Below are 24,079 nucleotides of genomic sequence, written 5' to 3'. Positions count from 1 at the left end.
GCGCGCCCTTACCAGGGCAGCATGCGGTGCAGGCCGTTGTCGCGACGGATGTACTGGTGCCAGAGCGCGGCGAGCACATGCACGCCGATGAGAGCGTAGAAGAACAGCTCCATCGGCTCGCCGTGCGGCCACGCCTTGACGAACGCGTGCAGCGCCGGCATCTCACCGATGATCGAGGGCACCTGGGTGCCGAAGAAATCGGCGGGGATGTCCTTGGAGGCGATGCGCAGATAGCCCGAGATCGGCACCAGCAGGGTGGCGAGGTTGAGCAGCACGTGACCGAGATTGGCGGCGAGGCGGCTCCAGGCCGGGGCATCGAGCAGCGCGGGCGGCGGCACCAGTCGACGCCAGGCAATGCGCGCCAGGGTCAGGCCGAAGACCAGGAAGCCGAGCGACATGTGCAGGTTCAGCCACATCATCCGCAGCTCGGACTCGCGCGGGGTGATCTCGCGCATGGCATTGCTGAGAAAGAGACCGAGCAGCAGGATGGCGATGGTCCAGTGGAAGGCCTGGGCAATCAGGCCATAGCGCTTGAAATCGGATGATTGGGTCAAGGTCGAGATCCTCTTGCGGGGTTGCGGGGGTAGCACCGGGATGAGCCGGCGCCGACCTGGCTGTGACCGGCGTACCGCCGCGGGCGGGGACCGGCGCGAGGAATTCTGGCACGCCCGGCGGCATGAGACCATGCAAACACAATGGAATCACGCCAGAGCACGGTTCAGCGCGCGTGTCGGAGAAAGAAGCGCAGCATCTCACTGGATGCGTCCGGACCGCGCGGCTCGGTATAGCTCGCCTCGGCGGCACCACCCGACCAGCCGTGCCCGGCACCATGCACCAGCCACAGCTCGGCCTCGGCACGCCCGGCGACCTGGGGATAACAGGTACGGCTGAAGGCCAGTCCGGCCGGCGCGCACCCACGTTCGATCTCGACGGCGCCCTGCATCGCCCCGGCACGCGCCTGGGCGATCAGCGCCAGCGCATTGCTCGGATTGACCCGGGTGTCGCGATCCCCGTGGAAGACGATGGTCGGACAGGCCGGCAGCGGTCCATGCGCTGGCGGCGAGGCGCCCTGGCGCATCACCGTCATCGCCGAGATCAGGTCGTGGGCGCAGCCGGCGGGCAGCCCTGAGTGCACCCCGAGCGCGACATAGCGCTCGGGATAGGCCGCCGCCAGGGTCGCGGCCATCGCCCCACCGGCCGAGAGCCCGGCGATGTAGATGCGCCGATCGTCCAGTCCATGGGCCATCATCACCGCCTCGGTCATGCCGGCGAGGATGGCGCACTCGCCGCGATCGCGTCCCTGGTCGGCCGGCTCGTACCAGTTCCAGCAGCTGGCGCCATTGGCCTCGGATGACTGTGCCGGATAGAGCGTAGCCAGTCCCTGGGCGGCGGCGCACAGGTGCATCCGCGTCGCGGTGGCGAAGTCCTCCGGCCCCTGGCCGCAGCCGTGCAGCATCACCACCAGCCCATCGGCACGCTCGGGCAGATAGAGCCGATAGCGGCGCACGCCGGCGGTATTGGCAAAGCTGTCCTCGATCCAGCGCCCGTGCGCGATCTCGCCACCAGAGGCGGCGGCGGGGTCGACCCGCCGGCACTCACCCTCGATCACCGCGGCATCGCCGTCGGCAGCCCCGCTCAACCCCATGGCGCGCTGCACCAGCGCGGTTGCCTCGGCCACGCGCCCGGCCTGGGTGAGCCGCGCGGCCTCTTGCATCGCCGACTTGAAGAAATCTGCCATAAGGTCCCCTGTCTACCGCGATCGATGCGCCTTTATCGTGGACGGATACGGCCCCTGTCCGGGGCGCACCAAAGGATCGAGGCTAGAGTAAGGCCGGCGTGGCCGTCAACGCGGTCCGGCCCAGCCAGGGCACGGCAGCGGGACGACCGACAGAACCGGCGAGAGGCCACGCCGGTTTTCAATACCCCAAAGGGCCGGGTTGCCGTACACGCCACGGGCTGAGACAGTGTTGAGTGCCCCAACCCGGGCGACCGCATCCACGAGGAGGGCCTGCATGACCCGATCGCACTCGCCCCAGGCTGCCGACCGCGCCATACTCGTCGATCCCTTCGGTCGACGTATCGATTATGTGCGGATCTCGATCACCGACCGCTGCGACCTGCGCTGTGTCTACTGCATGCCCGAGCGTCAGCAGTTCCTGCCGCGCGCGCAGCTGCTCACCCTCGAGGAGATCGCCCGGCTCGGACGCTGCTTCAGCGCGCTGGGGGTGAGCCGGCTGCGCATCACCGGCGGCGAGCCGCTGATGCGACGCAACGCGCTGTGGCTGTTCGAGCGGCTCGGCACCCTGCCCGGCCTCAACGATCTCACCTTAACCACCAACGCCAGCCAGCTCGCACGCCTCGCCCCGGCGCTGGTGGGCGCCGGGGTGCACCGGGTCAACATCAGCCTCGACACCCTGCGCCCGGCGCGCTTTCGCGCACTCACCCGGCGCGGCGAACTCGCCCCCACGCTGGCCGGGATCGAGGCCGCACTTGCCGCCGGCTTTCGCCGGGTGAGCCTCAACAGCGTGATCCTCAAGGGGCGTAACGACGACGAGGTCTGCGACCTGGTCGCCTTCGCCATCGAACGAGGCCTCGATATCCGCTTCATCGAGGAGATGCCGCTCGGCGCGATCACCGAGCACGATCGCGCCGCGCTCCATTATCCGAGCGAGGCGATCCGCGCCGACCTGGCGCGACACCACGAGTTGATCCCCAGCACCGCCCACGAAGGCGGTCCGGCGCGCTATTTCATCATTCCCGGCACCGCCACCCGGGTCGGCTTCATCTCGCCGCACAGCCACAACTTCTGCGCCGACTGCAACCGCGTACGCGTCACCACCGAGGGCCGGCTGCTGCTCTGTCTCGGCCAGGAGCACTCGGTCGACCTGCGCCGGGTACTGCGTGCCCACCCCGACGACGACCAGCCGGTCAGGCGCGCGATCGTCGCGGCGATGGCGCTCAAACCGCGCGGCCACGACTTCTCGCTGGTCGCGCCACCGCGCATCCGGCGTCACATGAACCACACCGGGGGCTGAGTCGTGGTCGGGACTCAGCCGACCAGCCCCTCGGGCTCGACCTCGGGGTCGGCGACCATCACCCGGTCGCGGCCGGCGTGCTTGGCCCGATAGAGGGCGGCGTCGGCCTGGGCGATCAGCGCCATCTGATCGGTGGCATGGAGCGGGAAGACGGCGAGACCGATCGAGATGGTGATCTGCTCGCGCTGCTCGCCCAGAGCGATGCGCTGCGCGGCAAAATAGCGGCGCACCGACTCGGCCCGGGCCATGCCCTGCTCGAGATCGGTCCCCGGCAGCACCACCAGGAACTCCTCCCCACCATAGCGACAGATCAGATCGAACTCGCGGAAGTGATCGCGCAGCGTGGCGGCGAGCGAGCGCAGCACTCCGTCGCCGACCGGATGGCCCCAACCATCGTTGATGCGCTTGAAGTGGTCGATATCGGCCATCAGCACCACCAGCGTGGATGCCTCGCGCCGCATCCGCGCCAGCTCGCGGGCCAGCGCATCGTCGAGATGACGTCTGTTGTAGAGTCCGGTGAGCGGGTCGCGCACCGCCTGCTCGGCCAGCTCCTGTTGCAGCTCGCTGATCTCGTCGAGATTCTCGCGCAGACGCTGGTTGGCCGTGCGCAACGCCCGCTCCATCGCCCGCTGCACGCTGATGTCGCGCTTGATGGCGATGAAACGCTCGATCTCGCCGCGCTCGTTGGCCACCGGCGAGATGGTCATCTCCTCTTCGTAGAACTCGCCGTCGCGACGACGGTTGACCAGCTCGCCGCGCCACACCCGACCGGCGAGGATGGTCTGCCACATCTCGGCATAGAAATGGCTGTCGTGGCGACCGCTCTTGAGCACCCGCGAGTGCAACCGTCGCCCCGGTTCCAACCGATAGCCGGTCTGACGGGTGAAGGCCGGGTTGGCATAGAGCAGGTAGCCCTCGACATCGGTGATGATGATGGCATCGGCGGCGGCCTCGATCGCAGCGGCGCGGATCCGCAGCTTGGCCTCCAGCGCCTTGCGCACGGTGATGTCACGCGTGATCCCGAGCACCTTGGAGGGCCGCCCGGAGCCATCGATCAACAGCGAGGTCACCACCTCCGTCTGTACCGATCCGCCCCCCTTGCACGGCTGCTCGATCTCGGTGAGAGCGAACAGCCCCTCGTGGTCCCCGGCGGCGACCCGCATCGCCCCCTCCAACAACTGCTGGCGCAGACGCGCCGCAGACTCGGTGGTGAGCGATGCGTCGATCGGCACGGACATCACCTCCTCCGGGCTGAAGCCACGCAGTCGCTGCACCGAGGGGCTGACATAGTCGAAGCGCCAGCGATCGATATCGAGCATCCAGATCACATCCCCGCTGTTCTCGGTGAGCAGGCGATGCAGCGCCTCGCTCTCGGCGAGTCGACGATGATCGCTCTCACGCTGCACGATCTCGCGGCGCAGCCGCTGGTTGAGGCTGTGCACCCGCCAGCTCAGCAGACCCAGCAACGCGGCGATCAGCAGCGCGGCGATCAGCGCCAGCACCACCCGCGGGGCGATATCGATCGGTCCGGGGTCATAGACGAAGCCATCGAGCGAGACCGTCTCGGGCAACATGCCGAGCCCGGCATAGACCTCGGCGATATGGCGCCAGCGACCGGGGTTGACGTGCCCGACCTCGATCACCTCGGGCTGGATCAGCCGCCGGGTCTCGGCGGCCTCGAAACGGTAGAACGCGGCATCGAGACCTTGAGTGTTGTAGTCGGCGAGGATCAGCGCGATCGCCTGCTCGGGGTCGCGCAGCGCCGCCTTCCAGCCGGCGAGACTGGCGGCGACGAAGTCGCGCACCAGATCAGGATGATCGCGCAGCAATGCCTTGCGGGTGAACAGCATGTCACCGTAGAGATCGATACCGTGATCACGCGCCGAGAACATCCGCGGAGCGGCCCCGGCCCGGCGCAGCCAGTAGGGCTCGGTGGTGGAATAGGCCGCGATCGCCGCGACCTCGCCGGCGAGCAACGCCGCCACACCGTCCTGATAGCCGCGGATGGTGAGCGCCTCGGCGGGGACCCCGATCTTCAGCAGGAGCGCACGAATCTCGGCGGCACCACGATCGAGCATCACCGGCTCGCCAGCAAGCGTCGCCAGATCGGCTGTGCCGTCGAGGGTCAAGAGCACATAGGGCGAGTGCTGGAAGATCGGCGCCAGGGCGACGACCGGCGCATACTGAGCGGCGAGCAGCAGCTCGCTTGCGGCAACCCCGAACTCGGCCTCGCCGGAGACCACTGCAGCAACCACGTCGGTCTCCGGGCCAGCCTCGCGAAAGCGCACCTCGATGCCGCGCTCGCGATAGAATCCGAGGTGCTCGGCCATGTAGTAGCCGGCGAACTGGAACTGGTGGCGCCACTTCAGCTGCAGCGTCACCGGTGATTCGTGCGCCTGTGCCGGGGCGCCCAGCAGGGATGCCAACATCAACCCCACGATCGGCAATCCGCGACTTCGGGGGCGAGCTGCGGCTGATCGACTGCTGGTCATGATCACCTCACTGTTGTCGCCCGAAGCAACGGCTGCGGGACCACGCACCAGACCACCGAGGGTAGACAGGATGCATCCACCCAGTGCTCATGACGCAATCACCGGTGTCATCCTCGCCGGTGGGCGTGCAAGGCGCATGGGCGGAATGGACAAAGGGTTGGTTGCAGTCGCCGGACGACCGCTGATCGAGTGGACACTGACGGCCTTGCACCCCCAGGTCGACAGCATATTGATCAGCGCCAATCGCAACCTCGAACGCTACTCAGCCTACGGCCACCCGGTGATCCGCGACCCACTGCCCGACTACCCGGGACCGCTCGCCGGCATCCTCGGCGCAATGCGCACCGCATCGACCGATTGGATCCTCACCCTGCCCTGTGACGCCCCCCTCCCGCCTCGTGACCTGCTCGCACGACTACGCACCGCACTGACCGAACAGGGAGCCGTCGTCGCCTGCGCACATGATGGCGTGCGGCCTCAACCCCTGCATGCGTTGCTGCCAACCGCACTGGCCCCCGATCTGGCGGGCTATCTCGCCGACGGGGAGCGCCGCTTGTGGTCATGGCTGACGCGCCATCGCCTTGCACACGCCCACTACAATGCCTCCACCTGGCCCGATCTCAACCTCAACACCCCCGAGCAGCGACACCACGCCGAGGCCAGACTCCTGGCCAGCAAAGACGCCGACGGGGCATCGCGCACCCTGTAACAGCGCCCGACACCACCCTCCTCTATCTATCTGATTGATTCAGCTTGAACTTGGCTGATCAATCCCGCCCGACACAACACCAAACCTGTCGAATTATTTGACACCGTTGCGCAGATCGCAGCGCGTTGGATCATAAGCAATTGATTAAAAAAATATAAACCGAATGCCATCAAAGGCACAATTCATGCTTGGTTGAGTTATGAGCCGCTGACGGATCGCCGGCAAAAACGCATGTTGAAAGGCTTGGGTTGCAACGCGGGCGGCTATCCAGCAGGTCTCAGGGATCGCGGAATCGATAAGCAAAAGAAACGGAACATGGAGTCACGCATGATGCAACACACACCCAAACTGTTGAGCGTCGCCTTGCTCGCCGGACTCTGCATGAGTGGCGCAGCGCAGGCCGGCAAGATCGCCGACATCGCCATCCTGATCGACGAGTCAGGCTCAATGGGCGGGGAACAGGCCTGGCTGTCGGGCGCGATCAGCTCGCTCGAAAGCCAGCTCATCTCACACGGCATCGGTGACGGCACCGACGGCGAGAACCGCTATGCGCTGATCGGATTCGGCGCCAGCTCCTCGGGGCAGACCGGCGGGGTGGGCATCGATGATCAGGCGCGCGAGAACGACACCTGGATGTCCGCCGGCACCTTCGGCTCGGCCACCGGCAACCTGGTCACCTCCGGCGGCACCGAGGATGGCTACTCGGCCATCGACTACTTCCTCGACAACTACACACCCCGCGCGGACGCCGCGCTCAACGTCATCCTGATCACCGACGAGGATCGCGACAACACCAACAGCGCGCTCGACTACAGCAGCATCCTCGGCGACCTCAACAGCATCAATGCCATGCTCAACGTCGTCGTCGAGGCCGATTTCGGCACCCAGACCGTCGGCAACCTGCTCGGGTTCGACAGTCAGGGCACCGGCTACCAGGCCGACGGCAACGGCGGCTTCACCATGCTCAGCGGCGCCTCGGCACTGAACGGCTATGGCTCCACCATCCCCGACTATGTCGACCTCGCGCTCGCCACCAAGGGCGCGGCCTGGGACCTCAACCAACTGCGCGCCGGTGGCCTGATGGCCGACTCCTTCAGCACCGCCTTCGTCAACATCAAGGCCACCGAGATCCAACAGCAGGTCTCCAACCCAGGGACCGTGCCCCTGCCGGGAACCCTGCTGCTCTCGGCGGTGGGCGCACTCGGTCTGGTTGCAAGCAGCAAGCGCCGCAACCGCCGCACCTGAGCCCTTCACTTCAGGCCGCCCGTCCAGGGCGGCCCCATCGCGCACATCCCCGCGAGCGGTCCGCCTCGTCTCCCCTCGTCCTCATCTCACAGTCGTCTTGCAACCCGCGCCTCAGCCCCCAGATCACGGTGCCGAGGGCTGTCGATCGAATTGACATAAAAAATTTGCCGACACCCCTTGACATCGTTTTCGGTCGATTCTACTTTACATAACGCAGGCGCTCATCGAGGCCTGCTGACTGAAACCGGGCGGTTCCACGGAACGCTCGATCCCATATTGCTCAATGAAGAGGATATGCACATGACGACCATCGACTTCTCCCCGCTGCTGCGTTCCATGATCGGCTTCGATCGCATGACCTCCGCGCTCGAGAACGCCTATCACTCGGAGCCCGGCGGCTACCCCCCCTACAACATCGAGCGGCGCGGCGAGAACGACTATCGCATCACCATGGCGGTGGCCGGCTTCTCCGAGCAGGACCTCGGGCTTGAGGTCAAGGAGAACATCCTCACCGTCTCGGGATCGCGACCGGAGCAGGCCGAGGAGCCCGGCGAGTATCTCTATCGCGGGATTGCCAACCGCAGCTTCGAGCGCAAGTTCCAGCTCGCCGAGTACGTGCGGGTGCTGGATGCGCGACTGGAGAACGGTCTGCTGCACATCGAGCTGCGCCGTGAGATCCCCGAGGCGATGAAGCCGCGCAGGATCGCCATCCGTGGCGCCGACGGCGAGCACTATCTCACCGACCAGGGGAGCGGCAAGGTCGAGGCCGCCTGATACCGGTGAGGGTCCTCCCGGACCATGCACCGGACCACGGGCCGGGCGCACGCCCGGCCCGTGCCGCATTCCCGGGGCGCCCCCGACCGGTCCAGCCCCTTGCTTCGCCCATCCCGAGGACATCGAGACAACCGATGAGGCGTTCCTCCGCGCTCCCCCGTCTCGCGCTCGCGCTCGTGCTGCTCTGCACCGCGCCGCTCCCCCAGGCCGCGCTCCCGCTGGCCGTCGACGGCCAGCCGCTGCCGAGCCTGGCGCCGATGCTCGAACGGGTGCTGCCGGCGGTGGTCAACATCTCCACCGTCACCGCGATCGAGACCGCCGACCACCCGCTGCTGCGCGACCCCTTCTTCCGCCGCTTCTTCGATCTGCCGCGCGAACGCAAGCGCGAGAACAGCAGTCTCGGCTCGGGGGTGATCGTCGACGCCCGCCGCGGGCTGGTGCTGACCAACCACCACGTCATCGACAAGGCCGACCAGATCCGCGTCACCCTGCAGGACGGGCGCGCGCTCGAGGCCAGCCTGATCGGCACCGACCCCGAGACCGACATCGCGGTGCTGGAGATCCCCGCCGCGGGGCTCAGCGCCCTGCCCTTCGCCGCCGCCGACACACTCGCCGTCGGCGACTTCGTGGTCGCCATCGGCAACCCCTTCGGGCTGCGCCAGACGGTGACCTCGGGGATCGTCAGCGGGCTGGGGCGCTCCGGGCTCGGCATCGAGGGCTACGAGAACTTCATCCAGACCGATGCCTCGATCAACCCCGGCAACTCCGGCGGCCCGCTGGTCAACCTGCGCGGCGAGCTGATCGGCATCAACACCGCCATCCTCGCCCCCGGCGGCGGCAACATCGGCATCGGCTTCGCCATCCCGGTGGACATGGCGCGCGCGATCATGACCCAGCTCGTCGAGCACGGCGAGATGCGTCGCGGCCAGTTCGGCGCGGCGGTACAGAACATCGATCACGCCCTGGCCGCCGCGCTCGGACTCGAGCACCGCGCCGGCGCCGTGGTCACCCGCATCGACCCCGACTCGGCCGCCGCCGCGGCCGGGCTGCGGGTCGGCGACGTCATCCTCGGCGTCAACGACGAGCCGATCGCCAACGCCAGCGACGTTCGCAACCGCTTCGGCGTGCTGCGGGTCGGCAGCCGGGTCGCGCTCGACATCGTCCGCGACGGGCGCGCGTTGCGCCTGAATGGGCTGATCGCCGATCCCTACCGCGACTACCTCCCCGGCGCGCGCATCGACGAGGCCCTCGCCGGCGCGCTGATCGGCGCCTTCGATCGCAGCGGCGGCGTCCCCGGGCTGCCGGTGGGCAGGGTCGAGCCCGACTCGCCGGCCTGGGCGGCGGGGCTGCGCGAGGGCGACCGCATCCTCAACGCCAACGGCGTGCGCATCGACGCACTGCAGACCCTGGCGCGCGTACTGCGCCGCGCCGGCGGGCTCTACAGCCGGAGCCTGCAACGCGGCGACGAGCTGGTGCGCCTGTCGCGGCGCTGAGACCATGACCGAGCAGCTCGATCTGTTCGGCGCCCCGACGGCGGCCGAGACCGTCGCCCCCGCCCCCCGGTCCCAACCCGAGCAGTCACTCCCGGCGGGGCTACGCCTCGGCACCTCGTCCTGGTCCTTCCCCGGCTGGGACGGAGTGGTCTATGCCGGCGCCCACCCCAGCAGCCGGCTCTCGCGCCACGGGCTCGGCGCCTATGCCGCCCACCCCTGGTATCGCACCGTCGGCGTCGACAGCGGTTACCATGCGCCGCTGCCGCGCGCGCGCCTGGCCGGCTATGCCGAGCAGGTACCGCCCGACTTCCGCTTTCTGGTCAAGGCCCCGGCGCTGGTCACCGATCCCTTCGAGCGGGGCGGCGGCGGGGTCCCCCAAGCCGCCAACCCCGGCTTTCTCGATCCGGCGCGCGCCACCGAGCTGGCCGTCGCCCCCTTCGTCGAGGCTCTGGGCGACCGCGCCGGGGTACTGCTGTTCCAGTTCCCGCCGCTCGGGCGCGCCCTCGCCGAGCAACCACGCCGCTTCGCCGAGGCGCTCTACCGCTTCCTCCACCGCCTGCCGCAGGGGCCCTGCTATGCCGTCGAGGTGCGCGATCGCGACCTGCTCACCCGCGATCTGGCCGAGGCGCTGCGTCACGGCGGTGCCCGTCCGGCCCATGCCCTGCACCCGCGTCTCCCCGACCTCGCCGCACAACAGCAATGCTTCGCCGACCTGCCGCCGGGTCCGGTGGTGATCCGCTGGATGCTCCACGCCGGGTTCGGCTACGAGGCCGCGCGCCGGCGCTACGCCCCCTTCGACCGTCTCCACGACCCCGACCCGGCCAGTCGCGCCGCGATCGCCCGGCTGGTGCGTGCGGCACTCGGCGCCGGCGAGTCGGTCTATGTGATCGTCAACAACAAGGCCGAGGGTTGCGCCCCGCTGAGCCTGGAGGCACTGGGGGCGGAGATCCTGGGAGGGGAAGGATGAGACGGCGACTCGACCCGATCCTGGTACTGGCGCTCGGTCTCGGCGCCCCCGGCGCGATCGCCGGGGTGGACCCGCTGCTCGAGGACGCGCCGGCGCCGCGACAGGACAAGCACTACAGCACCCGCCCGAGCCAGCGTCAGCCGGCACCGCCGCCGCTGATCATGCCGCCGCCCCGGGTCGAGGTCGTGGTGCCGATGCGACCAGCGCCGCGCCCCTGGCCACCACGCCCCTGGCCCCGACCCTGGCCGCCACGGCGCTGACCGCCCTCAGGCATAGCCCCCGGGGTTGTCGGACTGCCAGCGCCAGGCATCCCCGACCATGGCATCGATGTCGAGCACGGCCTCCCAGCCGAGCAGCGCGCGGGCGCGGCCGGGGTCGGCGTAACAGGTGGCGATGTCGCCGGGACGGCGGGCGACGATCTCGTAGGGCACCGGGCGTCCGCTGACCCGCTCGAAGGCATCGACCATCTCCAGCACGCTGTAGCCGCGTCCGGTGCCGAGGTTGATCGCCTCGACCCCGGGGCGCGCCTCGCGCAACCGGCGCAGCGCGGCGAGATGACCGCGCGCGAGGTCGACGACATGGATGTAGTCGCGCACCCCGGTGCCATCGGCGGTGGGATAGTCGTCGCCGAACACCTGCAGCCGGGGCCGTCGCCCGATCGCGACCTGGGCGACGTAGGGCATGAGGTTGTTGGGGATGCCGCGCGGGTCCTCGCCGATACGCCCGCTCGGGTGCGCCCCGACCGGGTTGAAGTAGCGCAGCAACGCCAGATTCCAGCGCGGGTCGGCACGATGCAGGTCGCCGAGCATCTGCTCGATGAAGAGCTTGGAGCGGCCATAGGGGTTGGTCGCCGAGAGCGCGAAGTCCTCGGTGATCGGCACCCGCGCCGGATCGCCGTAGACGGTGGCCGAGGAGCTGAACACCAGATCGCGCACCCCGGCCTCGGCCATCACCTCACAGAGCGTGAGGGTGGCGCCGAGGTTGTTGTCGTAGTAGCGCAGCGGCTGCTCGACCGACTCGCCGACGGCCTTGAGCCCGGCGAAGTGGATCACCGCGTCGATCGGCGCGGCGGCGAACACCGCGGCGAGCGCGGCGCGAGCGCGCAGATCGATGGCGTGGAACGCGACTGCGCGGCCGGTGATCTCCCGCACCCGATGCAGCGAGACCTCGCTGCTGTTGCTGAGGTTGTCGACGACCACCACCTCGTTGCCCGCCTCGAGCAGTTCGACACAGGTGTGGCTGCCGATATAACCGGCGCCGCCGGTGACCAGAACACGCATCGACTCTCTCCTCTCGATCAATGGACGATCCTTCTCCGAGCGCCCGCAGTCTAACCCAATCCCCCGGCGCCCTCAGCCACGCCCCGATGGCGCAGCCGCACCCGCAGCCGGCGCAGGGTATCGGCGTCGAGCGCATCGACGAACAGCACCAGGGAGCGCCGCCGCAGCCGGCCGACGCGCCAGTGCAACACCACCAGTCGGGGCGCGACGAAGCTCGCCGCACTGAGTCGCGCGTTCAGCTCGCGCCCGTCGCGCAACCACAGCCGCCAGCCGCCGTCGGCCTCCCAACGCGCCGCCACGAGCGACCAGGGCAGTCGGGCATGGACACGATCGAGCAGCGCGAAACCGGCGCCGAGCAGGATCAGCGCGGCCAGCGCCCAGCGCCAGTGGCCCAGCGGCAAGGCCAGCGCCACCGCAACGGCGAGCGTGTGCACGAGCAGGATCCAGAGCAGCAGACGGGACGAGCGACGGGGGCGGATCGACAGTGGCGGGAATTGGGTGGCGGACATCGGCGGACTCCATGAGGCTGGAGACGACGCCCGCGGGACCGGCACGCGGGGCAGAGACGCGTGCCGGAGGACGGCGTCAGTCGCGCTGTACGCTGACCACCGCGAGGATCCGCTCCACCATGACGGCGATCTCCGGGTCGGGCGCCTCGACGCCCATCATGAACCAGTCGTTGAGGATCTGGTCCTGCTCGCCGAGCAGGCGCTGGAAGGCCACGCGCCCGGCGGCATCGAGGTCATCGTAGCCGAGTTCGAGAAAGCGGGAGAACAGATGGTCGAGTTCCAACAGGCCACGGCGACACTGCCAGGCCAGGCGTTGACGCTCGGACGCGGGGGTGGAATCGGTCATGAACGAGGTTCCTGTGAAGCGGCATCGGTCGGACGCCCCGGCCCGGCGCGACAGGCGGCGGGCCGGGGACGGCATGGTCGCGCGGGCCTAGATCCCCTTGTCGAGCATCAGGTCCTTGATGTGACCGATGGCGCGGGTCGGGTTCAGGCCCTTGGGGCAGACCTCGACGCAGTTCATGATGGTGTGGCAGCGGAACAGCTTGTAAGGCCCGGTGAGGGCGTCGAGCCGCTCCTCGGTGGCCTGGTCGCGGCTGTCGGCGAGGAAGCGCCAGGACTGCAGCAGCGCCGCCGGACCGTGGAACTTCTCCGGATTCCACCAGAACGACGGACAGGCCGTCGAACAGCAACCGCAGAGGATGCACTCGTAGAGTCCGTCGAGCTTGTCGCGATCGGCCGGCGACTGCAGGATCTCCTGCTCCGGCAGCGGATCGTTGCGCACCAGATAGGGCTTGACCGCACGATACTGCTCGTAGAACTGGGTCATGTCGACGACCAGGTCACGGATGATCGGGCGACCCGGCAGCGGGCGCACCTTGATCGACCTGCCCAGCTCGGCGACCGGGGTGACACAGGCCAACATGTTGCGCCCGTTGACGTTGACGGCGTCCGATCCGCACACCCCCTCGCCGCAGGAGTGACGGAAGCTGAAGCTCTCGTCCTGCTTCTTGATCTCCAGCAGGGCGTCGCGAAGCATCATGCCCTGGAAGGGCTCGACCTCGAAGTCCTGCATCCGCGGCCGTTCGTCGATGTCCGGATTGTAGCGATAGACGCTGATTTTCATGCTCGGTACCTGATGGGGTCGGGGCGGTGAACGCACGCGGCGCCGCCCCGACCGGAATGGAGTTCAACCAGCGCCGCGCCCGACGGCCCGGCAAACGGACCCTGGACGCGGCGGCGCGAGGCGGGGCTCAGTACACCCGTTCCTTCGGCGGGAAGGACTCGACGGTCAGCGGCTTGGTGCGCACCGGCTTGTAGTCCATGCGATCGCCCTCGCGATAGTAGAGACTGTGCTTGAGCCAGTTCTGGTCGTCGCGATCGGGGTAGTCGGGGCGCGAGTGGGCGCCGCGGCTCTCCTGGCGCTTGAGCGCGGAGACGGCGATCGACATGCCCACGTCCATCATGTTCTCGAGCTCGAGCGCCTCGATGCGCGCGGTGTTGAACACCTTGGAGTGATCGTGCAGGCGCACCTCGGGCAGACGCTCGCGCAGCTCGCAGAGCCGCTCGTAGCCCTCGGTCATGATCTCCTCGGTGCGGAACACCCCGGCGTGGTCCTCCATGCACTTGCGGAACTCGGCGCGCAGCTGCGACACCGGGATGCCCTCGCCCTTCTGCTCCCAGCGGGTCAGGCGCGACATCGCCTGCTCCAGGCTGGCCGAGTCGGTGGTGCGCTGATAGGGGTTCTCGCGCACGTAGTCGATGATGTTCTTGCCCGCCAGGCGGCCGAACACCAGGATGTCGAGCAACGAGTTGCCGCCGAGACGGTTGGCGCCGTGCACCGAGGCACAGGCGCACTCGCCGGCGGCGTAGAGCCCGGGGACGATCTCCTCGGCGCCGTGACCGGCGGGCACCGCCACCCGACCGAAGCGGTCGGTGGGAATGCCGCCCATCGCGTAGTGGGCGGTAGGGAAGACCGGGATCGGCTCGCGCACCGGGTCGGCGCCGGCGAAGATCTTGCTCGACTCGCGGATGCTCGGCAGCCGCTTGGAGATGATGTCCTCGCCGAGGTGGTCGACCTTGAGCAGCACGTGATCGCCGTTGGGACCGCAGCCGCGACCCTCCTTGACCTCGGTGACGATGGCGCGCGAGACCACGTCGCGGCTGGCGAGGTCCTTGGCACGCGGGGCATAGCGCTCCATGAAGCGCTCGCCGTCCTTGTTGATCAGATAGCCGCCCTCGCCGCGCACGCCCTCGGTGATCAGCATGCCCTTGCCGGCGATGCCGGTGGGATGGAACTGGAAGAACTCCATGTCCATCAGCGGGATGTCGGCGCGCAGCGCCATCGCCACGCCGTCACCGGTGTTGATGTGGGCGTTGGAGGTGGTGCGGAACACCTGGCCGAAGCCGCCGGTGGCGAGCAGCGTCGCCTTGGCCTCGATCAGCATCGGCTCGCCGGTCTCGATCTCGAGCACCAGCGCACCGCAGATCACGCCCTCGGCATCGCGCACCAGATCGAGCGCGAAGAACTCGTCGAAGAAGTGGGTGCGCGAGCGGATGTTCTGCTGATAGAGGGTGTGGAGGATGGCGTGACCGGTGCGGTCGGCCGCGGCACAGGTGCGCGCGGCCTGGTCGCCACCGAAGTTCTGGCTCTGGCCACCGAACGGACGCTGGTAGATCTTGCCGTTGTCGAGCCGCGAGAAGGGCACGCCGGCGTGCTCCAGCTCGTAGACGGTGGGGATGGCCTCGCGACACATGAACTCGATGGCGTCCTGGTCACCGAGATAGTCCGAACCCTTGACGGTATCGAACATGTGCCAGTGCCAGGAGTCGGGCAGCACATTGGCCAGCGCGGCGTTGACGCCACCCTGCGCGGCGACGGTGTGCGAGCGGGTCGGGAAGACCTTGGAGACCACGGCGACGCGCACGTCGGCGCTCGCCAGCTGCAACGCGGCGTTGAGGCCGGCGCCACCGGCTCCGATGATCAGCGCGTCGAAATGGCGTGTTGGGATACTCATGCGTGACCTTACTCCCCGAGACCGGCGGTAATGATCGCCTTGAAGGCCCACAGGCCGGAGGCGACGAAGATGAAAGCGAACAGGGTCAGCAGCGCGACACGGGCGCCGAGATGATGGACATAGTCGATCAGCACGTCACGGATGCCGATCCAGGCGTGCGCGAGCAGCAGCGGCAGGAACAGCAGCCAGCCGGCGGTGACCCAGGGGGTGGTGATCCAGTCGACCAGCGCGGCATGATCGGCCGGCGCGGCGAAGCTGAAGAACACCAGGACATAGCCCAGGAACAGGGCGAGATAGACGGCCGAGGCGCGCTGGATCAGCCAGGCCATGAGACCGGAAGCTTGTCGACTCATCGGAAGGTCCCTCCCAGGGCGATCACGGCAACCAGCGCGGCCAGGGCGGCGAGCAGCGCGGTCCAGGCGGTGGCGCGCGCCACCGGACGGTCGAGCCCCAGGCCCAGGTCGAGCACCAGGAAGCGGATACCGGCGATCAGATGGTGGAGCAGGCTCCAGATCATCAGTGCGAGCGCCGCCTTGATGAACCAGGAATCGAACAGCGCCGCGGCGAGGGCGAAGCCCTCGGGATCGGACAGCGCGCGATCGAAGAGGACGGCGGCGACCGGGATCGCCAGGATCATCAGCACCCCGCTGACACGATGCAGGATGGAGACGAATGCTGGAATCGGCAGCTTGATCCGCCACAGATCCAGAAAGACAGGTCTAGTGATGTGCATTCTCGAACCTTTGGTGATGCGCAGGGTGCACGCCGATCATTCGACCACCGGCGTTTGCGCGGTTCTGGTAAGTTGTCAGCAAACGAAGAGGTCCCAGCGGCGGGCCAGTGCGGGTCGGCGATCTACCGCATCCGGTTCGTGGTCCGCAACAGGATATCCGGGCCTCTTCGGCACCATCAATCGTTTTCGTCGATACTCGCTCTCGGCAGCAGTAGCGCGAGCGCCCCGAACAGGAGCGTCGCCCCGAGCAGGAACAGGTGCAGGTTCACCGCACCGCTCAGCGCCAGCCGCGGATCCACGCCAAGGGGTACCAGCGCGGCCACGGCGGCGAGCTCATAACTGCCACTGCCAGCGATGCCATGGAACGGCAATACGCTCGAGAGTTCCGCCCCCATCACGCCGGCCAGCACGCGCCAGAAGTCGACCGCCATGAAGTGCTGGAGCACGCCGGCGAAGGCGGCGAACTTCAGCGACCAGCTCGCGGCGGTCCACAGATAGACGCGTGCAACCACGCCGAGATCGCGCGGCGCGGCCTCGGCCACCCGCGCCAGCGCACGGCCCGGTCGGGAACGCGGCGACCAGCGCGCGCCGCCACGGCCCACCCAGGCGAGCACCACCAGCATGGCCAGCCAGCACCCGGCAAGTCCCCACCAGATCCAGGATGGATGACGCAGCGACAGGATCCACAGCCCGATCAACCCCAGAAAATGCAGGTCGAGCACGCGGATCCACACCAGCGAGAAGGCGGCCCCGAGGAAATCGTGACCGAAATAGCGCCGCATCAGCCAGGGGAAGACCAGCTCGCCGGCGCGCATCGGCAACAGATTGTTCGCGACATTGTGCAGCACGCTCAGGCGCAGCACCAACACGAAACGCCCTTCGAGGCGCCTGACATAATACTCGTAGACGCGTACTGCGCGCAGCACATAGCTCAATGCCAGCAGCGCGACCAGCCAGATCAGGGTCAGCGGCGGGAAGCTCGCCCAGGGCGCGAGCAGGGTCGACCAGCCCACCGCCAGCTCGACCGTGACCAGCAACGCGACCAGCAGCAGCGCGCCGATCAGCCAGTCGCGCAGCCGCCCGAGACGCAACGACATCGCGCGCTTCATCGACGCTTGCGCTTGCGTCTGCGCTTCGGCGGATAGATCGGCGCCTCGCCCGGAGGACGGGTCTTGAAGCGCCGGTGCACCCAGAAGTACTGCTCCGGCATCGCCCGCACCTCGGCCTCGATCGCCCGGTTCATGTGCGCGGTATCGGCCTCGCGGTCGCCCGTCGGGAAGTCCTCGAGCGGCGACGCGAAGCGCAGCTCGAGCCCCCGCCCCCAGGGCAGATAGCGCGCGAAGGTCGGGATCACCTGGGCGTCGGACATCGCCGCAAAACGCCCGAGCATGGGCACGGTCGAGGCACTCACCCCGCAGAAGGGCACGAACACCCCGTTGCGTCCGCCGTCCTGGTCGGGCAGATAGAAGAAGGGGATGCCCTCGCGCAGCGCGCGGATCAGGCCGCGCAGATCGTCGTGACGCTCGATCGAGCGGCTGCCGTACTGACGCCGGGCACGACGCACCTGCCAGTCGACCACCGGGTTGCGGATCTTCTGGTACATGTAGACGCCGGGATGGACCAGTGCGGTGAAGGCCGCGCCGCCGAGTTCCAGCCCGACGAAGTGCGGCACCAGCACGATCGTCGCGCGCCCCTCGGCCACTGCGTCATCGATCCGCTCGCGCCCTTCGATACGCACCAGTCGCTGCAGCCGCGCGCGCGAGATGCCCCAGCCGACGCCCTGACTGAGCGCAGCCACGCCGAGCCAGCCGAAGTGCGCGCGCAGCACCCGCTCACGCTCGGCCGGGGTGCGATCGGCGAGACAGATGGCGAGATTGCGTCGGGCCACCTCGCGCCGTTCGCGCGCGAGCAGGTAGCCGAGCCGCCCGGCCAGCGAGCCGAGCGCCCAGAGTACGGGGAATGGAAGACGCCCGAGGGCGTAGATCAGCCCCAGCAGCAACCAGCTGGGCCAGTGTTTCGGGTGCGCAAGCATCAGTTCTCGAACTTGAAGAAGATATCCGCACCCTGGCTCTCACCGGTCTCGGTCTGCAGCTCGATGCGACGCGAGAGATCGTACCGCAATCTGACCTTGTTCGGCTCATCGCCGAGACCGCTCTCGTATTCCATGTAGACCTTGGGCGCGACATAGGTCCCGACCGCGAGGCCGGTGTCGTTGATCCGGTCATTGTCCTGCGGCGCGATGCCGGTGACCAGATACTTGATGATCTCCGACTGGCTCATCTCCGGATCGGTGTCGGAGAAGAAGGCCAGCCGCGGGTCGCGCAGGGTGCCGAGCACACGCACCCCGGCCGAGGTGTCACCGCCCTCGCGCTGCGCCTGGAGCAACAGCCCGGGGTTGTCGATCACGCTCTTGGCATAGATCAGCCGGCCCTGCTCGATGGTCAGCGGCACCCCCAGCTCGGCGCCGAGCCCGAAGCCGGCGGAGAAGCGGTACTGACCGTCGATGATCTGCAGCTGGCCGTCGCCGAGCATGTCGCGCCCGGGACGCTGGCTCACCCCGAGCGCGCCGGCGAGCCGGCCATTGACGCCGAAGGCATCGATCGTCACCTCATCGCCGAGCACCAGCCGCAGATCGATGTCGAGTGGATAGGGCGGACTGGTCTCGCTGCCGGCGAGCACCACGTCGCTCGACGGCGAGACCGTGCCCGCGGGCAGGGTGCGGGTGCGGATACGCGCCTCCGGCACGCGGATCTCGCCGCGCAGCCGCGCCCCACTCGTACCCGCCTCGAGACGCAGTTCGGGCGAGACCAGGGCGAAGTACTCGGCGGTGTCGGCCACCGTCAGCCGCTCGCCGGCGAGGGTCACCCAGCCGTCCAGGGCGCCGAGGTCGGCGCCACCCTCGATCTCGAGCAGCCCCTTGCCGAGCCGGGCCGAACCGCCGAGCGTCAGCCGCTCGCGCGAGCGCGCCTCCAGCGTCAGCCCGAGGTCATCGACCTCGAGCCCGACCAGCGGCACCTCGAAGCCGACCCCGGCCAGCCGCGCCTCGCCCCTCACCCCGGGCGCGGCCAGGGTGCCGGCGAGCGCGAGACGCCCGCGCAGGGTACCGCGCATCGAGGCGATATCCGGCAACAGGTCTGGAACACGCGAGAAGTCGTCGAGATCGACACGCAACTCACCACCTAGCGATTGATCGGGCCGAGCCGGGGCGTCGAGCCGCCAGTCCGGCAGACGCACCTCGCCGGCGAGGGCGCCGAGCCCGCGCAGCGGCAGCTCGAGCCGTGCGACGAGCGCAGCCGGACCGGCCTCGAGACGCAGCGCGCTGCCCGAGAACTCGACCAGCGCCTCCTCCCCCCGGGTCATCAGGGTACGCAGCCGCCCGTCCTCGACCCGGGCCACCAACCCGCCGTCGAGCACCGTCGACTCGGCGCGCAGCCGGCCGTCGACGGCGAGCGTCCCGGCGAGATCGAGCGTGTCGTCGAGCGCCTGCTCGACCAGCCCGAGATCGAGCCTCAGTCCGTCGATCCCAGCCTCCCAGCCGGTCTCATGGAGCGCCGCGTCAAGACAGCCGCCCGAGCCGCCGCGCTCGCGCAGACACAGCGGCCCCACCCCAGCCTCGGGCAGGGCCAGGCGCAGCGGCGCCGGACGCGTCAGCGACCAGTCGCCGAGTGCCTCGCCGGCCACCCGCAGCGCCGCCAGACGCCCATCGTAGCGGCCCTCGGCATCGAGTCCACCGGCAAGGCCGAGGCGGGCCTCGAGCAGCTCACCGGCGAGTTCGGCATCGAGCCGGTGCGCGGCGGTGGTCCCGCTCCCGGCGAGCGTCAGCCGCGACCAGGCACCGCCGAGGCTGAGATCACGGGCATCGAGCCGGATCTCCAGCGGCGCGGCGGGGTCGAGTCCGAGCGCGCTGTCGAGTTCGAGCCGAGCCACCCCCTGCCCCGCCACCAGCACATCGCGCGCCAGCGCGCGCAGCTTGAGGCGCGGATCGGCGACGCTGCCGCCGAGCCGAGCGGAGACGCGCAGCTGGCCGCGAGCGTCCGGCAGCAGGCTGCCGAGATCGGGCGAGTCGAAGCCGAGATCGAGTGCCAGTTGCTCGCGCGCCAGGCTGCCGGCGAGGCTGGCGCGGGTCGGCCCGGAGTCGAGCCGCAACCCGTCGATCTGCAGCACCTCGCCGGCGAGCGCGAGCCGGCCGGCAAGCGCCACCGGATAACCGCGCAGGGTGCCGGCGATCCGCTCGAGCCGGGCATCGAGGCGCAGCCCGTCCGCACCCAGCCCGCCGTCGAGATCGATGGCGCCATCGAGCCGACCGCGCCAGGCCGGGTCGAGCACCCCGGGGTCGATCCCGGCGATCCGTACCGCGCCCTGCCATGCCGTCTCGGGCGCGAACGTCACCTCGGCCTCGCCACTGACCCGGCCATCGAGCCCGTCGAGGGTGAGCTGCTCGAGCGCGATCCGCTCGGCGCTGCCGGCACCCTCGGCGTGCAGCGCCAGTACCGGCAGACCCGGCCCCCGGGTGCTCGCCTCCAGCCGGTAGTCGAAGGCCGCGAGGTCGCCGGTGCTGGCCAGCGACAGCGCGACCCGATCGTCGAGCCCGTCGATCCATTGCCCCGGGTCCAGCCCCTCGCCGTCGAGCGCCAGACGCCAGCGCAACCCCGGCGCCCAGACCAGCTCGCCCTCGCCGCTGATCGTCCCGTCGAGCGTCTCCAGACGCAGACTGTCGAGCGCGACCTGGGTCGAACTCCCCTGCCCCGACACCCGCAGCTCGAGCGCGGGGGAGGACTCCCCCTCGATCGCCGCGGCAAGACGATAGGCGAAGTCATCCAGGGTGCCGTCGAGACGCAGCGAGCCCTCGGGGGCGCGCACCAGCGCCGCGCCGCTCAGCGGCCAGCGCAGTCGCGACCAGTCGGCCTCGAGCTGCAGCGCCGGCGGCGCCGGGTCGAGCACCACCCGACCGCTGGCGGCGAGCCGCGCCCCGGAGACCCGCTCGGTGATCTCGAGCGCGCGCAGCTCCAGCGCCGGGGCCTGCCAGTCGCCGTCGAGCCGCAGCGCCAGATGACCGAAATCGGGCAGCTCCGGGGCGCGGGCGTCGAGCTGTCCATCGAGGGTGGCGCGATCGAGATCGCCGGCACTGCGCAGGCTGGCGCTGAGCTCGACCGCCGGCGCGTCGGGCTGGATGTCGGCCAGACGCACCCCGGCCAGCTCCAGCGTCGCCGACCAGCGCGGCGCCTCCAGCACCCCTTCGATCTCGCCTCGGAGCAGCGCCTCGACCGTGCCGCTCAGACGCTGCTCGAGGGCGAGCCGGGCGAGATCACCCCGCGCAAAGCCCTCGCCCCGGAGCGCGATCGCGGGGTCCAGCCCGAGGCGCCAGTCGAGGGCAAGATCGAGCGGATAGTCACCACTCAGGGTCGCCCCACCGGCAGCACTGAGCGCGGCGCGCGGCTCGCTCAGCTCGACCTCCAGCACCTCCAGCGTCAGCGCCCCCCGGGTCAGCGCGGCGCCCAGCTCGGCGCGTTCGAGCACCAGCCAGGGGGCCGTCTCCGGGGCGCGGAGCCGCAGCCGCTCGAGGGTCAGCGAGTCGACCTCGACGGCCAGCGGCAGGCTCAGATCGGGCAGGGTCAGCGGCGTCGGGTCGGGCTCCTCCGGGCTCGGCGCGAGCGCGAGATCGACCCCGGCGACGGTCAGTGCGCGCACCCGCAGCCGACCGCGCAACAGCGCGCCGGGCGACCAGTCGAGCCGGGCGTGCTCGACGTCGAGACTGATGCCCTCGAGGCGCAGTGCCAGCCCGGTGAGGTCGAGCGGGCCGAGCACCCGCCCCTCGGCGCGCTCGACCTGCACCACCCCGGGGGCGAGACGCTCGCCCAGCGCGAGCAGGCCGTGCAGCCCGCGCTGGGTGCCGAGCAGCCAGCCGAGCAGCAACACCAGGACGAGCAGCAAGGTGAGCAGCGCGAGCAGCAGCCGGCGCGGCCAGCGGCGGCGGGGCCGCGCAGCTGGCGGGGACGGCGCGGCGGGCGGCGCGGCGCGGGCGGCGTCGTTCATAGGTCGGGACCGATCACGATGTGCAGCCGCGCCGGGGGCCAGCCGCCGTTGTCGTTGTCCTTGCTGAGCGCAAAGGCGAGATCGAGCCGGACCTGCCCGATCGGCGAGGCCCAGCGCACCCCGACCCCGGCGCTGTAGGCGAGCTGCTGATCGTAGTCGGGATCGAAGGCGTTACCGAAGTCGGTGAACAGCGCCGCGCTCCAGGGGCCGCGGATCTCGCGCTCGAGCTCGAGGCTGCCGACGGCGAGATAGCGCCCGCCGACGGTCTGACCGGTGAGCGGGTCGATCGGGCCCAGGGCATCGTAGTCCCAGCCCCGGATCGAGGCATCGCCACCGGCATAGAAACGGCGGCTCGCCGGCAGGTCGTCGACCGAATCGGCGAGGGTGGCACCGAGATCGGTGCGGGCGATCAGCCGATAGCGCTCGGCGAAGCGGCGCACCCACTTGAACTGGATCTGACCGCTCAGATAGGAGTGCTCGGCGAGCACGCCGCCGAAGGTGCCGAGCAGGGTGTACTTGATGCGATAGCCACGATTGGTGTTGACCGGGTCGTCGGAGACCGTCTTCGACCAGGAGATGTTGGGCACCAGCTCGCTGGTGCGTTGCGCCGGGGCGTCGTTGATGGCGACGTCCTCGTAGCGGAAGTCGAACCCGCCGGTGCGCCGCCAACCCTCGCCGGTGAGGCGCGAGTGGGCGAACTGCACGGTGTGGACCCAGCCCTTGCGACTGGCGGTATCGTCATAGACCGATTGCGGCCTGATGGTGAGATAGTCGCGGGTCGGGTCCTGGACCGGGATACGGTAGTCGAGGTTCCATTCCGAGTGACGCGGCGAGAGGATCAGCTCGGTGCGGAACTTGTGGCCCCAGCGATTGAGATAGCGCCGCCGCCAGTCCATGCTGAAGCGCGGCCCGCTGTCGGTGGCGAAGCCGACGCCGAGACGGTACTTGTTGGCCTTGTTGCGGGTGGCGATGACCTCGATGGGGATACGCCCCTCATCGTCGCGCGCCTCCTTGTGCGGCACGATCTCGACCTCGCTGTAGTACTCGCTGCCGAGCAGCCTGCTCTGCAGCTCGAGCAGCAGATCGGGATCGTAGACCGCCCCCGGGGCGAAGCGCAGATAGCGCTGCAACAACCCGTCATCGAGCAGGTCCTGGTTGAAGGTCACCTCACCGAGGTGGTACTGGGGACCGGTGTCGAGATGGAAGTGGACCGCCGCGCTGTCGGCCTCGGGGTCGACCAGCACCTGGTGACGGGGCAGGCGGTAGTCGAGATAGCCGTTGGCCGAGGCGGCATAGCGCAGCTCCGACTTGGCGCGCTCGTAGTCGGCGTGCAGCAGCACGTCGCCGCGCTGCATCGGGAAGCGCTCGGGGAAGGCCGGATCGTCCTCGCCGGGACCGCGCACCTGGTAGTCGACGGCGCCGATGCGCACCGGTTCGCCGGGACTCACCCGATAGCGCGCCAGCCAGGGACCGTCGGGCGGGGCGGACTGCTCGAGGGCGGCATCGATCGCCACCCGATACAGACCGAAGGGAGCCAGGGCGTCGCGGATCTGCTGCGGGGCGAGACGGTGCAGCGCGCGCACCCGCGGCAGATCGAGCCCGGCGGCGTCGCGCTCCTGATAGATGTCGAGCAACGCCAGGACGTTGTCGCGCTCCTTGCCCTCGAGCCCGCTGACCTCGACCTTCAGCCCGAGCGCCATGACCGGCGCCATCCACCCGAGCAGCAGGAGCGCCAACCAGTGACGGCCCGGTCCCGCAAGACCGGGAGAGTGGGCGTCGCTGGCGCGCCGCG

Annotated in this window: 21 protein-coding genes; 7 read left to right on the top strand and 14 right to left on the bottom strand. The window is 69.4% G+C overall.

All coding sequences use genetic code 11. From position 1 onward, the window contains the following. Positions 1–8: 8 nt before the first annotated feature. Positions 9–554 carry a cytochrome b gene (locus ACAM26_RS06185; protein WP_123140061.1) on the bottom strand — a complete coding sequence of 182 codons (546 nt, stop codon included), beginning with the start codon at positions 552–554 and terminating at the stop codon, positions 9–11. Positions 555–718: 164 nt separating this feature from the next. Next, positions 719–1,738, bottom strand: coding sequence for a PHB depolymerase family esterase (locus ACAM26_RS06180; RefSeq protein WP_123140060.1), 1,020 nt, complete (start codon positions 1,736–1,738; stop codon positions 719–721). 274 nt (positions 1,739–2,012) lie between these two features. Here ACAM26_RS06180 and moaA point away from each other — a divergent pair, with 274 nt between their 5' ends. Beyond that, positions 2,013–3,035: a GTP 3',8-cyclase MoaA gene (moaA, locus tag ACAM26_RS06175; RefSeq protein WP_123140059.1), complete on the top strand. Its 1,023-nt coding sequence runs from the start codon at positions 2,013–2,015 to the stop codon at positions 3,033–3,035. Between the two features lie 14 nt (positions 3,036–3,049). Here moaA and ACAM26_RS06170 read toward each other — a convergent pair whose 3' ends face one another. Beyond that, a complete protein-coding gene (locus ACAM26_RS06170) occupies positions 3,050–5,464 on the bottom strand; it encodes a diguanylate cyclase (RefSeq protein WP_369613287.1) in 2,415 nt (804 codons plus the stop codon). A gap of 133 nt (positions 5,465–5,597) precedes the next feature. Here ACAM26_RS06170 and mobA point away from each other — a divergent pair, with 133 nt between their 5' ends. The 6 genes from mobA to ACAM26_RS06140 all read left to right on the top strand — a co-directional run bounded on the left by mobA (position 5,598) and on the right by ACAM26_RS06140 (position 10,975). Beyond that, on the top strand, positions 5,598–6,236 hold the full coding sequence (mobA, locus tag ACAM26_RS06165; protein WP_123140058.1) for a molybdenum cofactor guanylyltransferase MobA: 639 nt from the start codon (positions 5,598–5,600) through the stop codon (positions 6,234–6,236). Between the two features lie 330 nt (positions 6,237–6,566). After that, positions 6,567–7,481 (top strand): VWA domain-containing protein, encoded by a 915-nt coding sequence (locus tag ACAM26_RS06160; RefSeq protein ID WP_132229202.1) that lies wholly within the window; start codon positions 6,567–6,569, stop codon positions 7,479–7,481. A 300-nt stretch (positions 7,482–7,781) separates the two neighbouring features. Beyond that, complete coding sequence (locus tag ACAM26_RS06155; RefSeq protein ID WP_369613286.1) at positions 7,782–8,255, top strand: Hsp20 family protein; 474 nt, start codon at positions 7,782–7,784, stop codon at positions 8,253–8,255. Between the two features lie 134 nt (positions 8,256–8,389). Further along, the gene (locus ACAM26_RS06150; RefSeq protein ID WP_369613285.1) at positions 8,390–9,748 is read left to right on the top strand and encodes a trypsin-like peptidase domain-containing protein; all 1,359 of its coding nucleotides are present in this window, start codon (positions 8,390–8,392) and stop codon (positions 9,746–9,748) included. A gap of 4 nt (positions 9,749–9,752) precedes the next feature. Next, entirely contained in the window at positions 9,753–10,715 is a 963-nt protein-coding gene (locus tag ACAM26_RS06145) for a DUF72 domain-containing protein (protein ID WP_369613284.1), read from the top strand. After that, on the top strand, positions 10,712–10,975 hold the full coding sequence (locus ACAM26_RS06140) for a hypothetical protein (RefSeq protein ID WP_369613283.1): 264 nt from the start codon (positions 10,712–10,714) through the stop codon (positions 10,973–10,975). Before ACAM26_RS06145 ends, ACAM26_RS06140 begins: the two co-directional genes overlap by 4 nt. A gap of 6 nt (positions 10,976–10,981) precedes the next feature. Here ACAM26_RS06140 and galE read toward each other — a convergent pair whose 3' ends face one another. The 11 genes from galE to ACAM26_RS06085 form a co-directional block, all read right to left on the bottom strand. Further along, entirely contained in the window at positions 10,982–11,995 is a 1,014-nt protein-coding gene (gene galE / locus ACAM26_RS06135; RefSeq protein ID WP_369613282.1) for a UDP-glucose 4-epimerase GalE, read from the bottom strand. Positions 11,996–12,045: 50 nt separating this feature from the next. Continuing rightward, positions 12,046–12,504 (bottom strand): protein YgfX, encoded by a 459-nt coding sequence (locus ACAM26_RS06130; protein ID WP_123140052.1) that lies wholly within the window; start codon positions 12,502–12,504, stop codon positions 12,046–12,048. A 76-nt stretch (positions 12,505–12,580) separates the two neighbouring features. Next, positions 12,581–12,850, bottom strand: coding sequence for a succinate dehydrogenase assembly factor 2 (locus ACAM26_RS06125; RefSeq protein ID WP_123143347.1), 270 nt, complete (start codon positions 12,848–12,850; stop codon positions 12,581–12,583). An 87-nt stretch (positions 12,851–12,937) separates the two neighbouring features. Next, positions 12,938–13,630, bottom strand: a complete 693-nt coding sequence (locus ACAM26_RS06120) for a succinate dehydrogenase iron-sulfur subunit (protein ID WP_005222533.1) — start codon at positions 13,628–13,630, stop codon at positions 12,938–12,940. Positions 13,631–13,757: 127 nt separating this feature from the next. Then, the gene (gene sdhA / locus ACAM26_RS06115; RefSeq protein ID WP_123140050.1) at positions 13,758–15,521 is read right to left on the bottom strand and encodes a succinate dehydrogenase flavoprotein subunit; all 1,764 of its coding nucleotides are present in this window, start codon (positions 15,519–15,521) and stop codon (positions 13,758–13,760) included. A gap of 8 nt (positions 15,522–15,529) precedes the next feature. Continuing rightward, on the bottom strand, positions 15,530–15,874 hold the full coding sequence (gene sdhD / locus ACAM26_RS06110; protein ID WP_062271791.1) for a succinate dehydrogenase, hydrophobic membrane anchor protein: 345 nt from the start codon (positions 15,872–15,874) through the stop codon (positions 15,530–15,532). After that, complete coding sequence (gene sdhC, locus ACAM26_RS06105; protein WP_123140049.1) at positions 15,871–16,254, bottom strand: succinate dehydrogenase, cytochrome b556 subunit; 384 nt, start codon at positions 16,252–16,254, stop codon at positions 15,871–15,873. The genes sdhD and sdhC overlap by 4 nt, the downstream gene beginning before the upstream one ends. A gap of 176 nt (positions 16,255–16,430) precedes the next feature. After that, positions 16,431–17,351, bottom strand: coding sequence for a lysylphosphatidylglycerol synthase transmembrane domain-containing protein (locus tag ACAM26_RS06100; RefSeq protein WP_223806169.1), 921 nt, complete (start codon positions 17,349–17,351; stop codon positions 16,431–16,433). 8 nt (positions 17,352–17,359) lie between these two features. Continuing rightward, positions 17,360–18,286, bottom strand: coding sequence for a lysophospholipid acyltransferase family protein (locus ACAM26_RS06095; RefSeq protein ID WP_123140047.1), 927 nt, complete (start codon positions 18,284–18,286; stop codon positions 17,360–17,362). Beyond that, on the bottom strand, positions 18,286–22,287 hold the full coding sequence (locus tag ACAM26_RS06090) for a translocation/assembly module TamB domain-containing protein (RefSeq protein WP_369613281.1): 4,002 nt from the start codon (positions 22,285–22,287) through the stop codon (positions 18,286–18,288). Before ACAM26_RS06090 ends, ACAM26_RS06095 begins: the two co-directional genes overlap by 1 nt. After that, positions 22,284–23,999 (bottom strand): autotransporter assembly complex family protein, encoded by a 1,716-nt coding sequence (locus ACAM26_RS06085; protein ID WP_369613482.1) that lies wholly within the window; start codon positions 23,997–23,999, stop codon positions 22,284–22,286. Before ACAM26_RS06085 ends, ACAM26_RS06090 begins: the two co-directional genes overlap by 4 nt. Positions 24,000–24,079: the final 80 nt, after the last annotated feature.

Source organism: Marichromatium sp. PS1 (assembly GCF_041155115.1).
Classification (GTDB): domain Bacteria; phylum Pseudomonadota; class Gammaproteobacteria; order Chromatiales; family Chromatiaceae; genus Marichromatium; species Marichromatium gracile.
This window is presented reverse-complemented; position numbering and strand designations above follow the sequence as displayed.

What these genes read in the sequence shown, in the direction of transcription:
- ACAM26_RS06085 (WP_369613482.1), bottom strand. Translation starts at nt 23,999, where the DNA reads ATGGCGCCGGTCATGGCGCTCGGGCTGAAGGTCGAGGTCAGCGGGCTC.
- ACAM26_RS06095 (WP_123140047.1), bottom strand. Translation starts at nt 18,286, where the DNA reads ATGCTTGCGCACCCGAAACACTGGCCCAGCTGGTTGCTGCTGGGGCTG.
- ACAM26_RS06170 (WP_369613287.1), bottom strand. Translation starts at nt 5,464, where the DNA reads ATGTTGGCATCCCTGCTGGGCGCCCCGGCACAGGCGCACGAATCACCG.
- ACAM26_RS06125 (WP_123143347.1), bottom strand. Translation starts at nt 12,850, where the DNA reads ATGACCGATTCCACCCCCGCGTCCGAGCGTCAACGCCTGGCCTGGCAG.
- ACAM26_RS06130 (WP_123140052.1), bottom strand. Translation starts at nt 12,504, where the DNA reads ATGTCCGCCACCCAATTCCCGCCACTGTCGATCCGCCCCCGTCGCTCG.
- moaA (WP_123140059.1), top strand. Translation starts at nt 2,013, where the DNA reads ATGACCCGATCGCACTCGCCCCAGGCTGCCGACCGCGCCATACTCGTC.
- galE (WP_369613282.1), bottom strand. Translation starts at nt 11,995, where the DNA reads ATGCGTGTTCTGGTCACCGGCGGCGCCGGTTATATCGGCAGCCACACC.
- sdhC (WP_123140049.1), bottom strand. Translation starts at nt 16,254, where the DNA reads ATGCACATCACTAGACCTGTCTTTCTGGATCTGTGGCGGATCAAGCTG.
- mobA (WP_123140058.1), top strand. Translation starts at nt 5,598, where the DNA reads ATGCATCCACCCAGTGCTCATGACGCAATCACCGGTGTCATCCTCGCC.
- ACAM26_RS06100 (WP_223806169.1), bottom strand. Translation starts at nt 17,351, where the DNA reads ATGTCGTTGCGTCTCGGGCGGCTGCGCGACTGGCTGATCGGCGCGCTG.
- ACAM26_RS06140 (WP_369613283.1), top strand. Translation starts at nt 10,712, where the DNA reads ATGAGACGGCGACTCGACCCGATCCTGGTACTGGCGCTCGGTCTCGGC.
- ACAM26_RS06160 (WP_132229202.1), top strand. Translation starts at nt 6,567, where the DNA reads ATGCAACACACACCCAAACTGTTGAGCGTCGCCTTGCTCGCCGGACTC.
- sdhD (WP_062271791.1), bottom strand. Translation starts at nt 15,874, where the DNA reads ATGAGTCGACAAGCTTCCGGTCTCATGGCCTGGCTGATCCAGCGCGCC.
- ACAM26_RS06145 (WP_369613284.1), top strand. Translation starts at nt 9,753, where the DNA reads ATGACCGAGCAGCTCGATCTGTTCGGCGCCCCGACGGCGGCCGAGACC.
- ACAM26_RS06120 (WP_005222533.1), bottom strand. Translation starts at nt 13,630, where the DNA reads ATGAAAATCAGCGTCTATCGCTACAATCCGGACATCGACGAACGGCCG.
- ACAM26_RS06150 (WP_369613285.1), top strand. Translation starts at nt 8,390, where the DNA reads ATGAGGCGTTCCTCCGCGCTCCCCCGTCTCGCGCTCGCGCTCGTGCTG.
- ACAM26_RS06180 (WP_123140060.1), bottom strand. Translation starts at nt 1,738, where the DNA reads ATGGCAGATTTCTTCAAGTCGGCGATGCAAGAGGCCGCGCGGCTCACC.
- ACAM26_RS06155 (WP_369613286.1), top strand. Translation starts at nt 7,782, where the DNA reads ATGACGACCATCGACTTCTCCCCGCTGCTGCGTTCCATGATCGGCTTC.
- ACAM26_RS06090 (WP_369613281.1), bottom strand. Translation starts at nt 22,287, where the DNA reads ATGAACGACGCCGCCCGCGCCGCGCCGCCCGCCGCGCCGTCCCCGCCA.
- sdhA (WP_123140050.1), bottom strand. Translation starts at nt 15,521, where the DNA reads ATGAGTATCCCAACACGCCATTTCGACGCGCTGATCATCGGAGCCGGT.